The sequence below is a fragment of the Mesorhizobium sp. XAP4 genome, from assembly GCF_029269325.1.
Classification (GTDB): Bacteria; Pseudomonadota; Alphaproteobacteria; order Rhizobiales; family Rhizobiaceae; genus Mesorhizobium; species Mesorhizobium ciceri.
Window position 1 is genome coordinate 246840 of the sequence record NZ_JARIXW010000008.1, and the last position, 13845, is coordinate 260684.

Annotated in this window: 16 protein-coding genes; 9 read left to right on the forward strand and 7 right to left on the reverse strand. The window is 59.1% G+C overall.

What is annotated here, in order from left to right; genetic code table 11:
* Positions 1 to 14: 14 nt before the first annotated feature.
* A complete protein-coding gene (locus P3C39_RS29705) occupies positions 15 to 323 on the reverse strand; it encodes a hypothetical protein (RefSeq protein WP_013525091.1) in 309 nt (102 codons plus the stop codon).
* A gap of 564 nt (positions 324 to 887) precedes the next feature.
* Between P3C39_RS29705 and P3C39_RS29710 the strand changes: the two genes are divergently transcribed.
* From P3C39_RS29710 to P3C39_RS29725, 4 genes are all read left to right on the forward strand, one after another.
* Entirely contained in the window at positions 888 to 2522 is a 1635-nt protein-coding gene (locus tag P3C39_RS29710) for a GMC family oxidoreductase (protein WP_013525090.1), read from the forward strand.
* A 571-nt stretch (positions 2523 to 3093) separates the two neighbouring features.
* Positions 3094 to 3438: a hypothetical protein gene (locus P3C39_RS29715; protein WP_013525089.1), complete on the forward strand. Its 345-nt coding sequence runs from the start codon at positions 3094 to 3096 to the stop codon at positions 3436 to 3438.
* Between the two features lie 286 nt (positions 3439 to 3724).
* A complete protein-coding gene (locus P3C39_RS29720) occupies positions 3725 to 3901 on the forward strand; it encodes a hypothetical protein (protein WP_013525088.1) in 177 nt (58 codons plus the stop codon).
* A gap of 37 nt (positions 3902 to 3938) precedes the next feature.
* Positions 3939 to 4436: a metallophosphoesterase gene (locus tag P3C39_RS29725; protein WP_013525087.1), complete on the forward strand. Its 498-nt coding sequence runs from the start codon at positions 3939 to 3941 to the stop codon at positions 4434 to 4436.
* Between the two features lie 237 nt (positions 4437 to 4673).
* On the opposite strand, the gene P3C39_RS29730 is transcribed toward P3C39_RS29725, so the two are convergent.
* The gene (locus P3C39_RS29730) at positions 4674 to 5105 is read right to left on the reverse strand and encodes a hypothetical protein (protein ID WP_063174019.1); all 432 of its coding nucleotides are present in this window, start codon (positions 5103 to 5105) and stop codon (positions 4674 to 4676) included.
* A gap of 305 nt (positions 5106 to 5410) precedes the next feature.
* On the opposite strand from P3C39_RS29730, the gene P3C39_RS29735 reads away from it, so the two are divergent.
* From P3C39_RS29735 to P3C39_RS29745, 3 genes are read left to right on the forward strand one after another with little or no spacing between them, the layout of a single operon-like run.
* Entirely contained in the window at positions 5411 to 6436 is a 1026-nt protein-coding gene (locus P3C39_RS29735; RefSeq protein ID WP_224673147.1) for a glycosyltransferase family 2 protein, read from the forward strand.
* Positions 6411 to 7103: a class I SAM-dependent methyltransferase gene (locus P3C39_RS29740; RefSeq protein WP_013525084.1), complete on the forward strand. Its 693-nt coding sequence runs from the start codon at positions 6411 to 6413 to the stop codon at positions 7101 to 7103. Before P3C39_RS29735 ends, P3C39_RS29740 begins: the two co-directional genes overlap by 26 nt.
* Positions 7096 to 7542 (forward strand): GtrA family protein, encoded by a 447-nt coding sequence (locus P3C39_RS29745; protein ID WP_275954768.1) that lies wholly within the window; start codon positions 7096 to 7098, stop codon positions 7540 to 7542. The genes P3C39_RS29740 and P3C39_RS29745 overlap by 8 nt, the downstream gene beginning before the upstream one ends.
* Positions 7543 to 7545: 3 nt before the next feature.
* Here P3C39_RS29745 and P3C39_RS29750 read toward each other — a convergent pair whose 3' ends face one another.
* From P3C39_RS29750 to P3C39_RS29770, 5 genes are all read right to left on the reverse strand, one after another.
* Positions 7546 to 8169, reverse strand: coding sequence for a hypothetical protein (locus P3C39_RS29750; RefSeq protein ID WP_013525082.1), 624 nt, complete (start codon positions 8167 to 8169; stop codon positions 7546 to 7548).
* On the reverse strand, positions 8156 to 9403 hold the full coding sequence (locus P3C39_RS29755; RefSeq protein ID WP_013525081.1) for a hypothetical protein: 1248 nt from the start codon (positions 9401 to 9403) through the stop codon (positions 8156 to 8158). Before P3C39_RS29755 ends, P3C39_RS29750 begins: the two co-directional genes overlap by 14 nt.
* Positions 9400 to 9636 carry a hypothetical protein gene (locus P3C39_RS29760; protein ID WP_013525080.1) on the reverse strand — a complete coding sequence of 79 codons (237 nt, stop codon included), beginning with the start codon at positions 9634 to 9636 and terminating at the stop codon, positions 9400 to 9402. Before P3C39_RS29760 ends, P3C39_RS29755 begins: the two co-directional genes overlap by 4 nt.
* A gap of 387 nt (positions 9637 to 10023) precedes the next feature.
* On the reverse strand, positions 10024 to 10932 hold the full coding sequence (locus P3C39_RS29765; protein ID WP_013525079.1) for a lipid kinase: 909 nt from the start codon (positions 10930 to 10932) through the stop codon (positions 10024 to 10026).
* Between the two features lie 20 nt (positions 10933 to 10952).
* Entirely contained in the window at positions 10953 to 11474 is a 522-nt protein-coding gene (locus P3C39_RS29770) for a hypothetical protein (protein ID WP_275954767.1), read from the reverse strand.
* A 297-nt stretch (positions 11475 to 11771) separates the two neighbouring features.
* Between P3C39_RS29770 and P3C39_RS29775 the strand changes: the two genes are divergently transcribed.
* Entirely contained in the window at positions 11772 to 12035 is a 264-nt protein-coding gene (locus tag P3C39_RS29775) for a hypothetical protein (protein ID WP_013525078.1), read from the forward strand.
* 332 nt (positions 12036 to 12367) lie between these two features.
* Positions 12368 to 13759 (forward strand): family 16 glycosylhydrolase, encoded by a 1392-nt coding sequence (locus tag P3C39_RS29780; protein WP_275954766.1) that lies wholly within the window; start codon positions 12368 to 12370, stop codon positions 13757 to 13759.
* Positions 13760 to 13845 lie beyond the last annotated feature (86 nt).

The following is a 13845-nucleotide window of genomic DNA, read 5'->3' on the forward strand; positions in this document are numbered from 1 at the left end:
CTATCTTCCTCCCTTCACAGCTGATCGTTGTAGGGCTGCTTGGTTATCCCGACTTGCCTGGCCAGCTCGGCAAACGGTGGCACACCCGCTTCGAACTGTTTGGTGTTAGCCAACCGCAAAAGCCGCAAAGGAAAACAGACTGCGTCCCGGTTGGCGGGCGACATGTCCTCGAAGAGGCGCTCATCAGCCGTGAACGAGGCCTCCGCGGTCTTCAAAGCCATGTCGATATCATCAACCGAAAGAAGGCCCCTCCGGACCAGGGCGTTATTGATGGCAGCGACCGCCATAAGCAGACCTTCCAGTTGCAGGTTGGCGACGTTCATGGGCCATTGTCCTTCATATCGTTGGGCGCCCGTCTATCGATAATCCTGCTCCGGAAGCCTTGTGCCCTGCCGGCCATGGGGTTGCCGGCACGCCAGAGCGTTTCGGCTGCGCGGCGGCGCCGGAACTGGCATCTGGTGGCGCCATGGCTTGGATCTCCGCTGGGCTGCTGGACAACTCTCCACATGCCTCGAGGTTCCGGATCGCCATGGCAACCTCGCAAGCAGAGGCAAGGCTTCAGCCGGAGCCAACAGCGTGTCTGTCGGCGAGCCATGGGCGGGAAATCTCGCGGATCGAACCGGAATACCACCACCGAACTCAGGCTGAGAAGTAGCGTTCACCATAACCATGCCCCTTTGAGGGTGGTCGCGACAAAAACTCTTCCGGTTCGGGCCCCTTGAAGTCGTCACGGACCTCGTCACCAAAGCCACCTCTTTTGGGCCGGCGCTTCAAATGCGATCAATTGGGTGGTTGCCAACTGCTCCTCGCGCGCTACCTGCTTCGCCCAAGCCGGGCGCGAAGGGTGGGAGCGTGCCTTCGGGGATCGAACAAATCCGGAGTGAACGTTGATCGCTCAATTCACCGCAGCGGGCGACGGACTTGCCTACGACATCTGCATAGTCGGAGGTGGCACTGTCGGCCTGGCCATTGCCGCCGCGCTCGAAAATGCAAAGCTACGCGTCTGCGTTCTGGAAGCGGGCGGCAGGTGGCAGACCAATAGATCGCAGGAGCTCTACCACGGCATTGTCGCAGATCCCCTCGTCCATCCGCCTGTCCAGAATTTCCGGATACGAGCGCTGGGAGGATCGAGCCGAGCATGGGGTGGCCGCTGCGTGCCGTTCGATAGCATCGACTTCCAGAAGCGCGAATGGGTGTGCAATTCGGGCTGGCCGATCACCTATGAAACCCTGCTGCCCTACTACCGTCGGGCGCACGAGGTGATCGAGGTCGGGTCTTACGACTACGATCCAACAAGCGCGTTGCCTGGTTCTCGCGTTGAGCTATTCGAGGGCGTCGACGGCGATTTGTTCAGGACCCGCCTGGAGCGGTTTAGTCGACCAACCAACGTGTGGAAACGGCTTTCCGGGTTGCTGCGGACTTCGCGTCATATCCACATCTGGTTAAACGCTGCGGCGACGGGAATTCGCCTGGCGCCGAACGGGCGTTGCGTCCACCACATCGACTGTGTTGACTTGAAGGGCACAAAGCGTGAGGTCACGGCTTGCCATTACATTGTAGCCGCCGGCGGTTTTGAGACCACCCGATTGCTACTTGCCTCGAATGATGTGATGCCGGCTGGTATCGGCAATGCCCGAGATCAGCTCGGTCGTTTCTATATGGCCCATCTGGGAGCCACAGTCGGAGCACTAAAGTTGCCGAACGCCCAGCAGGCGGTGGCTTTTGGCTACGAGCGGGACGCGGCCGGCATCTACTGCCGAAGGCGGCTGTCGCTCACGGAGCAAGCGCAGCGGGAGCATTGCTTGCTCAACCAGATCTTCCGCACCCATCTGCCAGATCCAGCCGATCCCAGACACAACGACCCGATCCTCTCGGCGATGTATCTCGTGAAAAGGACATTTCTCCCGAAACACCTCAGAGGTCGGCAGCAGCATTCAGTGACGCTGGACCAAAAGCTCGCGCACGTTCAGAACGTCGTATCGTCGCCAGTGCGCCTCGGGCGCTTCGGTTTGGGCTGGATGGCGAACAGAACGTTCACGCGGCGAAAGCTGCCCTCCATCGTATTGGGTCCGCGCGCTAATGTGGTCAATCTTGAGTTTCATTCGGAACAGGAGCCGAACCCCGCAAGCAGACTGACGTTGGTGAGCGAACGCGACCGATTGGGTATGCCGAAGCTGCGCGTCGATTGGAAAATCACGAACAACGATCTCCAAAGCGTCGCGCGCGCCTATCGACTGCTCGGTTGGAAGCTGGAGAAGATCGGAGCTACCATTTCAGGATTTGAACCTGGCCATGTGGTCGAAATGGCAGGCAAATCAGGCGCCATGGACGGTCATCATCTCGGTACCACGCGAATGTCTGCGAGCCCGACCGACGGGGTTGTTGATGCTGAATGCCGAGTTCATGGACTGATGAACCTGCACATCGCGGGCGGCTCGGTTCTGGCAACATCCAGCCAGGCGAATCCCACCTTGACGATCTTGGCCCTTGGGCTCCGTCTCGCCGACAGGCTTCGTCGGTGATGATCACACCGGCAGCTGCTGAGTGACTGCGCCCAACTCGCGCCTAGCGTGGGCTGCTTCATCACATTCGGAGGCCCCTTGCTGTGTGTCAGGCTATCTGCTGTCCGCACGTATCGCCAGCGTCTCTAGTTCGCGCGAATGTGGGCAAGCTCGCCAGCGAGGCACGCATACTCGTAAGCTGGTGCTTAAGGCTCGTCCGCCACCTTCGCCATCGCTGTGCCATTAAGCGACGAAAAACGACGCGACCGCGCAGCCTGTTGGCGGCTGTAAAGCAATTCCGAGCGCAGTTCGTTCGGCCTCGATTGGCGCCTTTTGCAAAGGGCGTGCAAGAACCGTGGCTCGGAGCGGGCCTTACCCGACTGGAGTCGATAGCGAGGAGAGGAGTGCTTCGTTCAAAATCCCGCCATCGTGCCAACTTGCGCGCTTGATTGTTCCATTTCAGCACGTGCGCCACTGTCTCGATTTTTGCGACCGCTTGCCCGAAGTCGGGGTTCCTTAAAATCAAAGCAGCCGCCTCGCAACTTCGGCCGTAGTCGTACGTTGTGCGATTCACTGCGTAGGAGTTCACAACATGCCGATAACAACCCGGAAGCAAAAGAGCGACTTTGCCAATGACAAGCCCATCCCCGAGGAGGATGCGGCCGTACTGGAGAGCATCGCAGGCCACGAGGATAGACACGGTGCGGAACCGGGCGTTTTGGGGTCCGACATCGAGCAGCCGATCGGCGCGCAGCCTCGAAGCGAGATCACGGGCCGTCACGACGAGGGAGCCGGCGCAAATGAAACGGTCGACGGGTTGAGCGACACCGAAGAGATGACCCGCAGCTTCGCTGAAGACATCCCTACCGGACGAAGCGAAGGAGATGATGAAGACGTTCCGGTTTTTGAGCGAGGGCGGACCAGAACGGATCTTTGAACCAACGACAATGCTTCGCCCGCCGGCTTGGTCGCGTGGCGCTTAGAAGCGCCTGTAGACTGGCTCACCCATAAAGCGCACCGCCGGTCCCTCCCCACGCCGGCCTGGAATTTATACACCTAAGGGCCGACCTGCTCGCTCGTTGTTGGAGATGATGCCGGTTGCAGGGCTCGGATGTTGTTTCATCGGCGTATCAGGCGGCGACGCTCGGCAGGTTAGCAGATCCGAGGGGGGAACAAACCCGGCACGGTGATGGTTCGGTGGCATCAAAAGGTGATTGGGAACGATGGGTAAGAAGCCCAAACAGCCCTCAGAAGCCACGGCGGATCGTGAAAGGGTGATCGAAGCGCTTTACTTTGCGCGCAAGTGCGGCCTCACCAAGGAGGAGGCACTCAAGATGCTCAGGGAAGCCCAAATCAGGATCGATGGTGGACCCAAAAAAAGCTCCGGCAACCGAACTTAGAAGCGATCGTCGATCGCTCGTCACAGCCAGCGGCGGCATGATCTTCTTCACCTCCGACACGCATTTCAACGATCCCCGCATTCTGCGGCTCGGCCCCCGCCCCTTCAGTTCATTGGCGGGGCATGACCAAGCACTGATTGAACTTTGGAACGAGACTGTTGCTCCAAGCGACGAGGTCTGGCACCTCGGCGACTTCGCCAAGGGATCTGCCGAGACAGTGTCTTCGCTGCTGTCCTGCCTCCACGGCACGAAGCACCTGATCATCGGCAACAACGACGGCGTGGTAACGCTCGGCGCTTCGGCTTGGGCTAGCGTGCAACACTACAAGGAGCTAACTGTCGAGGGCAGTTTCCTGGTTCTTTGCCACTACCCGTTCCGCACCTGGAACCAGATCGGCAAGAAATCAATAAACCTGCACGGCCATTCTCATGGCCGGCTGAAGCCAATGACGCGCCAGCACGATGTCGGGGTCGACGCCTGGGATTTTCGCCCAGTGACTTTTGCTGCCATTCAGGCCAGGCGCCGCCGAGGTTAGCGCAACAGAGGGCCGAGCGATCGACGTCTTCACGTCGTGATGCCAGCCGCAAAGAGAAGCCCAGAATCCTGCCCCTGGGAATGCAGCCTTGCCTGGAACGCACCGCAAGTAGAGCGCCCACCCGTTTGCGTGACAACCTTTGGGGCCGAACCCCGTCGTCACCACGGCGGAGCGCTGGCGCGCCAATCGTTCATCCACCTCGCTCTGAACGAGCTTCAATCGCCGTCCTTGGCGACCTCAATGCCACATTCTCTCTCTAAGCCACTTGAGAAGCCTGTTCCCTCCGATTGACCGGCGGACTCGAGCGGCAGCCCACTGCCCTCTGAACGTGGTTCCGACATGGCAACTGCAGACGATGTCATGCAATTCCCCGTCGGACAGTTCGAAGAAGCGCTTTGCTTCCCCATAGGTGTCATCCTTCAGGCCTAACGCACGCAGTAGCGGGTCCTCGAAGGCCACTGTAATCGGTGAGCCCTCACCGCGCGCCGCGTCGCGAGCTTCGCGCTTCAAATACTCAGTGCCAGTAAGCGCTCTCAGGCGTCGCTCGGGACTTTGTTCCAGCAACTCTGCCCAGCGCTCGATGCGCTGTTGGCGGGTCATGATCGGGTATGTCGACAGGGGTTCTACATCTGCAATTGTCTGCAGTTGGCTGAGAGTTTGGTGTTCCATCGTCGGCTCCTTTTGATCGAAGTCCCTTCCCCACAAAAATTATCGCGCGCCGACGCGCTGACAAGAGCTGGCAAGGCGGCCTTACCCGACAATGGATTGCGAAATGACGAAAACAGCGCATTGCTCCGCCGGTGCGCGAAACGATATCTCACTCCTAATCAGACCGAAGACGTTCAGAACGTACAGTTCGCCACCCGCCTACGACAACCATTAAATTAGTAACGTCTTATGGAACTTTGGGGCTGGCGTTTCATTTCATCGGCATGGAGGCCACTGTGATCCAAGGTACCGGGACCGGAGCGAACGTGTCGCTGCGCTACTCACTGGTTCTGCCGATATACAACGAAGAACAAGTGCTGCCTCGCCTGGTCGAGCGCATCAGGTTGCTAATCCACCAGCTGGACGGTGAGACCGAGGCTATTTTCGTTGATGACGGAAGCCGCGACGGCAGCGTCAGATACCTTCGGTGCGTGGTTGCCGCCGAGCCTCGTTTTCGGCTGATCGAGCTTTCCCGCAATTTTGGGCACCAGATAGCAATTACAGCCGGTATGGACGCCGCCCAGGGGGATGCTGTCATCGTCATGGATGCCGACCTCCAAGACCCACCCGAGGTGGTCCTCGATCTGGTGGCGAAGTGGAAGGAAGGTTTCGAGATTGTCTATGCCCGGCGCGTTAAACGCGAAGGCGAATCTTTGTTCAAGCGCTTCACGGCAAGTCTCTTTTATCGCTTACTGGAAAAGATGACGACCGTCGACATTCCGCGCGACGTTGGAGATTTCCGGTTGGTCGGCCCCAAAGCGCTGAGAACTTTCAGACAGATGCCCGAACAGGATCGCTTCGTCAGGGGCATGTTTGGCTGGATGGGATTCAAGCAGGCGGCGGTGCCGTTCGAACGTCCAGCACGAGCCCTTGGCCAGACCAAATATCCATTCTGGAAGATGGTGCATCTTGCTGCTCACGCCATCGTCAGCTTCTCGGAACGGCCGCTGCGCCTGGCGCTCTGGGGTGGCTTGGCCATTTCTGCGCTGGCCGTCGCCTTTGGTGCGTTTGCAATTTATGCCTGGGCTTTTGAAACCGGCGTTGTTGCCGGCTGGACCTCGACCGTGATGATTGTATCGCTCCTGTGCGGCATCAACCTTTTCATGACCGGCGTAGTCGGGATGTATGTCGGAAGCATCCACGCTGAAGTGAAACGGCGCCCACTTTACGTGATCGATCGCCTCACCGGCTTCGACCGGGCGATGCCTGCCGTTCCCGTCAAGAACCGACGATCGTCTCGAAAATCCCGGATTGGAGTGCCGGCCAATGTCCGAACTCTTCGACAGTTATAGATCGATCTATGACGAGACAGTCCAGGGATCGATCCGATTTTCAGGGCTTAAGCACGACTTCTTTCTTAAGGCCAAGGCCGAGTTTCTGCGACGCGTTGTGGTTGAACGAGGGCTGGGCCCTGATGGCTCGGGTGTGCGGGCGCTTGATGTCGGCTGCGGCGTAGGCGTTCTCCATCCATTTCTCAAAGGCGCCTTCGCGTCCCTGGACGGCTGCGACATCTCGCCGGACTCCATCCTGCGTGCCAGGGAGGAAAATCCTGGCGTCATGTACAAGGTCTGCTCCAGCCTGACCCTGCCATACGACAACGGCGTCTTCGATCTGGCCTTCGCCAGCTGCGTCGTCCATCATGTACCGCCAGCTTCCTGGCTTGAGTTCGTACGCGAGATGCGGCGCGTCCTTCGCCCGGGCGGTGTCGCCTGCATCATCGAGCATAATCCCTATAACCCGCTGACGCGTCTGGCTGTGTTCCGGTGTCCCTTCGACCGAGATGCCGTGCTGCTCAGCGCAGCCAAAACAGCGTCACTCTTGCAGATGACAGGCTTCACGAACATCCGGTCCGAGCACTTCCTGCTGCTGCCGTCAGGCAGACCGTTTGCCCGAAACGTCGAGCGCATGCTCGCCCGCGTGCCGTTGGGAGCACAGTATGTGTCTAGTGCGCGTGCCTGAGCACCTGCCTCCCGGCGACGCGCTCACGCTGCTGGCACGCTTCGGCATGGTCGGCATCTCTGCCACAATTCTGTATGCCGCTTTGGTTGCCGCTTTTTCCAAATCGCAACCGCTCGGTTTCACGCCCATCCAGGCTTCGCTTGGGGCATATGCCGCAGCCACCTTGTTTTCGTATCTCGCGCACAAATACCTGACGTTCGTGTCGGGCCGGTCGCATCGAACCGCAGCGCCACGTTTTCTCCTGCTGGCGGCAACAGGCTTTGCCATTGCCTATGGCGCGCCGGCACTTATGACGGTGAAGCTGGGCTTGCCGCTCGTCGTTCCCGTCCTGATTACGTGCCTGCTCGTTCCCACCATCAATTTCTTCGTCCTTGACCGGTGGGTTTTTGCCGATCGCCGTCCCGGTCGGCAGGGCAACCGCTCCCGCCAGCGGCGATAATACTTAAACGGCGTCCAGTCGAAACGACACCAATTTGATGGAGCGTTTGTAAATGCTGCTGGCGGCCTTGCTGGGCGGGATCCCGTCGAGATAGTCAAACGTCATCTCGAACGTGCTGGCGTTCGAAAAAGCTGCGTGCGGAATGAAGAACGAGACGGTCATGGGTTGCTTGCCCGACAGCGTAACCTTATGCACGGATACGCCATGGACTGAGATAATCACCCTCTGGGTCATCTGTGGCGGACGAACGACAGCGGCCATTTGTAGCGTTGCCTTTAGGCCGTCGCGAAGCGGCGGTATCTGCAGGCGGAGCCGCGAGGTTTCACCCAGCGAATGCGTGCCGTCGGCTGCTGGCCCCGACCAGCCACAAACTTTCATGCCGGAAGCCCGTTTGGCGCCGTCGGACCGGAAGGACACTGTCTGGCCGAGTGAGTAGATGCCAACGGTATCGCGGTTGAGGCAGGTTGTCGTGCGGTCGATGTAATAGGCCCGATAGTCGGGGTGGACATTCGGATGGAGAGCCAGCGCAAGGATGAGGATTTCTGACACGGCCAAAGCCGCGGCGAGCGCGTAACACCCAAGCGAGATCGCGCGTGCGTAGGGGTTGCCGACGTCAGACCAAAGCAAGGTAGCCCCCAATCCATGCCACTGTCATGAAATAGCAGGCGACCAGAAAGAGAAACAAAGCGGCTATCCAGGTCAGTTTCGATGCCGACAGCAAGAACGCCATCAACAGTATCAGAGGCGCAAGCCCAATGACGTATCTGACCATGGAGGCCAGATTCGTAATCAATGGCACGACAATGCTGATCGCGCAAAAGATACCAGCGCCATATTGCTTGCGAGCCATCAGCACGACTGATAGCGCCAGCCCGGCGATTGCCGCGAGCGCACTCCATTGCGGCGCCGTGGGCAGCCACCCGGTCTTGGGAAACGCTGAGAGGCCGTCCCACAGAAACAGGATCGGGTTCCCAGCCACTCGTCCAAAGGCGCGTTGGACGTGCAGGAACGCAAAGCCGTCGCCGACAGTGACATACAAAAACAGGATGTAAGCGAACAAGCCGGCAGGCGAGATCAAGATAGCGACGAGCAGATCCGGCCGACCGAGCACCCAACGAGGAAAGGAGAGTGGTGAGCCGCCCCCTTTCCGATGCTGTTGGAACATTTCAATGACGGTCGCAAAGACGACAAGGACCCCAACAAGCCGCGTTGCCGAGAGGAGCGCTGACGAGATGCCAGCGGCGGGATAGCTGGAGCGTTTGAGTGCCAGGAAAACGCTCGAGGTCAGGAGCACGAAAAGAGGTTCGGAAAGGAAAGTGGTGAAGTGGAAGGAGAACGGGCCACTAAGCAAAAAAGCGCAGTACAGCACATAGGCCTGCATGTTCTTCTTCAGCAGCGGCCATGCCACCAGACATGCGGCGTAGCTGCATGCAAGTGAAGCGACGGTTGCGACCACTATCGTGGGGAAAGGAAAAATCGCTCGGATCACCGCTACCAGCAACGGGTAGAATGGAAAGAAGCCCCATCGTCCGACATTGCTTTGGTTCGGGATGGGAAAGCGCTCGTAGCCGCGTTCGGAAATATCCACATACCAGTGGCAATCCCATCGGCAGAGCGCACGAGCATAAGACTCGAAGCCTGGCTCTGCCAATGTTGAAGCAACAGCGGCATAACGGATGGCAAGGCCAGTGAAACCGAACAGGAGCGGGACTGCCACCACCGCTGCCGCTACCATGTGGCGCCTGTTGATCGTCGGGCCGTAGTCGGGGAAAATCTCGAACTGCTCTGCGCCCTTCATCGACGGCGCATCGCCGGGGCTCTTGATGGCCGGGACGAGATTGTCAGTCCCGGATTTTCTCATCGCGAAGCACCGGCGCGGCGCGTTTCCATCCCCTGATGGGAGCCCGCTTCGACTGTGACCAAACCGCCGACCGTGGCCTTGCCAGCTTCATAGTCGACCGGCGTGGCGTGGCCCGGCGCCTTTGCCTTCTCCGGCGCGTTGCTTGCCCGACGGTCGTCGCGCAGTTCCAGATGAGTGACGCCGCCTGCCGTCACCTCGAGCCCAAAGTCGATGCCAGTCTGTCTCTGCGCCATGTGAGAGATTCTGGAGCGCGGCCGGCGGTCGTCAAGAGGTTGCTAATATTCGAACGGCAAAGGGCAACAATCCTTTGCCTGCATCACATATCAGTTCATTTTGAACCAGCCTTCGGGAACGCTAAGGGCCGCGTTCGGCACCTTTGCCAAGGCGCGTTGTAACGAGCCGCAGCAACCGTTTGCATTCCGGCTCATGACGCAAAGCTCCGGCCAAGGACTCTTTTCAGGCCGGTCGTGCCAAGCGGCCACGGCCCCAAGTCGCGCATGTCGACCTGCTAGCAACAGACCAAGGAAATCATAATTTGTCGAGCTCGCCGCTTCTCGTATGGACCGGTCGTTGTCGCCGTTTTGATGACCTCGGGACGATCGTGGGGCCAAATTGCTTGCCTAGTGGAGGTCAGCGTCGTCGACGGGCGGAGGCGCGAAGACCGAGATCGCCTTTGGATGGACCTTGAAATGGGCTGGTGTCGAGGTGACGATCTCACCATCGGTGTTGACCGGCATCGGCTTCTCCGTCTCGATGTCGAACTCGACGCACCTAGCCGTGCGCACCTCTCGCCAGGCGCCATGCCTTCCAGACCGGAAGGAGCGGAGCATCAGCGCCAGCTTCCAGAGGTTCGTCATTTCCAAGCTATAAAGATCGAGATGTCCGTCATCGATCTCGGCCGTCTCTTCCACCACGTTGCCGCCGCCGTAATGGCGACCGTTTCCCACCGCAATCTGGTAGGTTTCGACGTCGGTCGACGCGCCTTTCTCAATAATCTTCGCGTGGAATCGCGTGGCCCGCGTCAACACTTTCACCGCCGCCAGCGCATAGCCGAGCCTGCCGAAACGCTTCTTCAAAGTGGGATCCAGACCCTTCGCCAATTCAGTGCTGAGTCCGATACTCGCAACGTTGAAGAAGGCATTGCCATTGACCGTGCCGATATCGATCTGCCGGAGTCGGCCCCGCACGATCACGTCAGCGGCCTGCAGAAGATCCATAGGGATGTCGAGTGTGCGAGCGAGGTCATTAGCCGTTCCCATAGGAATAATGCCCATCGGCAGGCGGCTTTCCACTACAGCCATCGCCGCCGCCGACAACGAACCATCGCCACCGCACACGACCACAAGGTCCGCCGTTTGGCGCAAGCGAACGATGTCACGAGCGATCTCCGGCAACGCCTCGAACTTTTCGACAGTGACAGAAAGCCGGCCGCGCTCCAGCCGCTCCACAATCGGGGCGATCAGCTCCTGGCCGCGCCGCGCCTTTGGATTGAGGAGCAGCAATGCGCGCCTTTTGGCCAGTTTGCTCATTCAAAGATCGATCCGATGGTTCATAACGCATGCACACAAGGCGGCTGTTCATTCGACCGCAGCCGACGTTTTTGGCTCTCCGGACCTACCTCCACCGCGGTTGCGAAAGTCGCAATTTTTTGACCTCCAGCGGCCCCTGGATCGCTATCCGAGTTCGTGGCCGTCACGCCGTGCACAACCGTCCTGGCAATTTCGCACAGGTTCTGGTGGTGCGTGAGATAGACCACTTGGCCAGCACATGCCATTCCCAAACAAGCTGAAACCTCCTCGGAGAGGACATGGTCGAAGGAATGATCATCGGCGCGCCTATTTATCGCGGAAGAGGTTGAAGCGCGGTCGATCGCATCGCGGATATATCCGGGGCGGATTTGCAGTCCGTCCTTCAGCGCGCCGCTTTGATGCTCCGGAACGTCGCCGGCGTCCCGCTGGAGCCTGAGACAGAAGATGCGCTCAAGCCCATTGCCGGAGAGATTTAAATCGGCAGCGCCAGATCGGCCTGGCTCTGTAAAATCTGGGAGCCGGTCGCGATTGGCCGGAACCAAACAGAACAGCCGTAATTATCAGCCGAGGGAAGCAACCGCATAGGAAGCGGAACGATGGCTGAAATTCTTGAAACTTGGCAGTTCAAGGTTGCGCTTCAAACGTGCTGAGAAATCGTTGAGGCGCGCAAAGGAAGAAACGGACAGGAAAAATGGCGTGGTGAATATCGCCCTGTGCTGCAGGGTCCGGGCAGCTCAACAGCGCGTGACGGAGGCCTCGGGAGCGCCAGACCAATATCTATACGCGGGCGGCCTCCAAATCACCCCCGAATGGACATGAAATGGCGAGGAGTTGCCGTCATGACAATACTGTTTGAGCCGCTGGACTCGGATTACCATAAGCGCAGCGTGCTTTACCACGCCACGCGGTTGTCGATGCTCCACGATCGAATGCTGATGCGTTTCGACAAGGTAGACGAAGCGGCCGATAAGGTTGAAGCCGCAGCGGCCGTGCTGGTCGATATCACCCACGGCTCTGCCCTTGACGCGTTCCAGAACTCGGTGTTGCGGAATTCGTCGGCAGATTTCCTTCAGATGGAAACGGGTCAGACCCTCGGCCTCTGATCTGCGAGGAATGGCCGCAAGCGTTCGGCGGCTAGGGGGAAGGTCCCGCATCCGCGCCCGATGGGCAGGGCTCTCGCGGGTGTCCCGCCAAACTTGCGATTCGGGTCCAAGGTTCCGCACGTTCGGCAGCATTCTCGTTGGTGCGCGCTCTTCGCCCAACCGGCCCCAGTCGCCCCACTTCACGCTCAAGCCAGCTTCGCCTGACGGACGCGTCCTGCCCCTCGGGCCTTTACGTTTTGATAACCCTCCTGAGTTTGAAGACAAAACCTATCGGCTCCTTTTGCCTTGCATCGTGTTAGGGCTTGGAACAAACCAACGGAGCTGCAAGCAAAATGGCCGCCGTAACCAATGCCAAGGGCGTTCCGCTCCCCTATAGTGGGTCCTCCGCAAGGTGGTACTCGGCGACGAATTCGGGCCCGGCCCTCTACGGCAGCATCTACAACGATTCGCTGTATGGCGACGGCAGCGTCAGCGTTACGATGTATGGCGGCCAGGGCGACGATATCTACTACCTGTACTCCGCGAAAGACAAAGCGGCGGAGCTGCCCAACGAGGGCATCGATACGATCTCGACCTGGATGAGCTACAGGCTGCCGGCGAATTTTGAGAATCTGACGGTCACCGGCGATAAACAATATGCCTTCGGAAACGCATTGAACAATATCGTCGTCGGCGGTTCCGGCCAGCAGACGCTCGACGGCTTGAAGGGCGACGACGTTCTCAAGGGTGGCTCCGGCGCTGACATTTTCGTCGTCAAACCAGGCAATGGCAGCGACCTTATTCTCGACTTCGGCGCCGACGACACCGTGCGCGTCGGAGGCTACGGCTTCCTCTCTTTCGACCAGGTGCACGCCAACATGGTGCAGTCGGGATCGAACGTCCGACTTACCCTGTCGCCAACCGAGTTTCTCGTCTTCGAGAACAAGACCATCGACCAGTTCAGCGCCAACCAGTTCGATCTCGCCCTGGACAAGTCGCATCTGACGCTCACCTTCTCGGACGAGTTCAATACGTTGAACCTGCACAGCGGTTCTAGCGGGACCTGGGATACGAACTTCTGGTGGGGTGCTCCGAACGGCAGCTCGCTCACCACCAACAGCGAGCTTCAGTGGTATATCGACACCAGCTACGCCCCCACGAGTTCGGTCAACCCGTTCAGCGTACAGGACGGTGTTCTCACCATTACGGCCGCCCGGGCTCCCGATGCGATCAAGCCCTACATAAACAACTATGATTACACGTCAGGTCTGCTGACGACCTACCATTCCTTCGCACAGACCTACGGCTATTTCGAAATTCGAGCCGACATGCCCGAAAAGCAGGGTGCATGGCCGGCCTTCTGGCTTCTTCCGGCGGATGGCTCCTGGCCGCCGGAACTGGACGCAGTGGAGATGATCGGCCAGGATCCCAACAAGCTCACCCTGACCAGCCACTCGAATGCCACGGGGTCGCATACAAAAGTGACCTCGACCGTATATGCAGCGGATACCGCAGGGTTCCACAAATATGGGGTGCTTTGGACCCCAAGCGAACTGGTCTGGTATTTCGACGATGTCGAAGTTGCCCGCGCACCAACGCCTGCCGACATGCACAAGCCAATGTATATGCTGGTCGACCAGGCTGTCGGCGGCATGGCGGGAGCGCCCGCCGACGGGCTTGCCACCCCTTCTGAAATGCACGTCGACTATGTTCATGCCTACGCGCTGAATGACTGGTTCATCTAGGTGCCATGCTGGAAGATGGAGTGAAACCGACATCCTTCACCAACTGGTCTCGAACGCGTTCATTGCCGCTTGCCGCCGCACTAGGC